Here is a 501-nt window from a genome sequence, read left to right on the forward strand (position 1 = left end):
CAAAATTTCATTTTTCGGAATGAATTGTCTCTTTTTCGAATTCAATTTCACCTTAGTAGTAGAATTTTTGCGCGTCAACTTTTTATATTAAATTGGAACAATTCATTCTAATTAATAAAACTAGATCACATTATTGGTAGTTTTTCGTACAAAAAGTGCCGTTAACTTAGGTTGAGCTGTTAATAATCGACGACATAGCGCAATAGCTGCGACAAGTAATGGGTTATATAGAGGGAAGAATGATGAAAGAGTCGGAATTGATACCAACGCGACAAGTAAGTGTAAGAGAGTGCTTTGGCATCGACAGCAACCTAACGGTGATGGCGTTTGAACATGCGGGAGAGTATGTGCCAAAAATCGATCCTAACTACTGTTTTGATCCTGAAGTGACGCTGGCCATATTGGCGGGGTTCACTTCCAATCGTCGCACCTTGATACAAGGTACGCACGGGACGGGCAAGTCTTCTCACATTGAACAAATTGCCGCGAGATTGAACTGGC

At 40.5% G+C, this 501-nt stretch carries 1 pseudogene; it reads left to right on the top strand.

The features are described 5' to 3' along the window. Window positions 1-239: 239 nt before the first annotated feature. Window positions 240-501, top strand: a pseudogene (locus AB4512_RS22130) (aerobic cobaltochelatase subunit CobS); the annotation flags it as partial.

The sequence above is a fragment of the Vibrio sp. 10N.222.52.B7 genome (assembly GCF_041474275.1).
Taxonomy (GTDB): Bacteria; Pseudomonadota; Gammaproteobacteria; order Enterobacterales; family Vibrionaceae; genus Vibrio; species Vibrio crassostreae_C.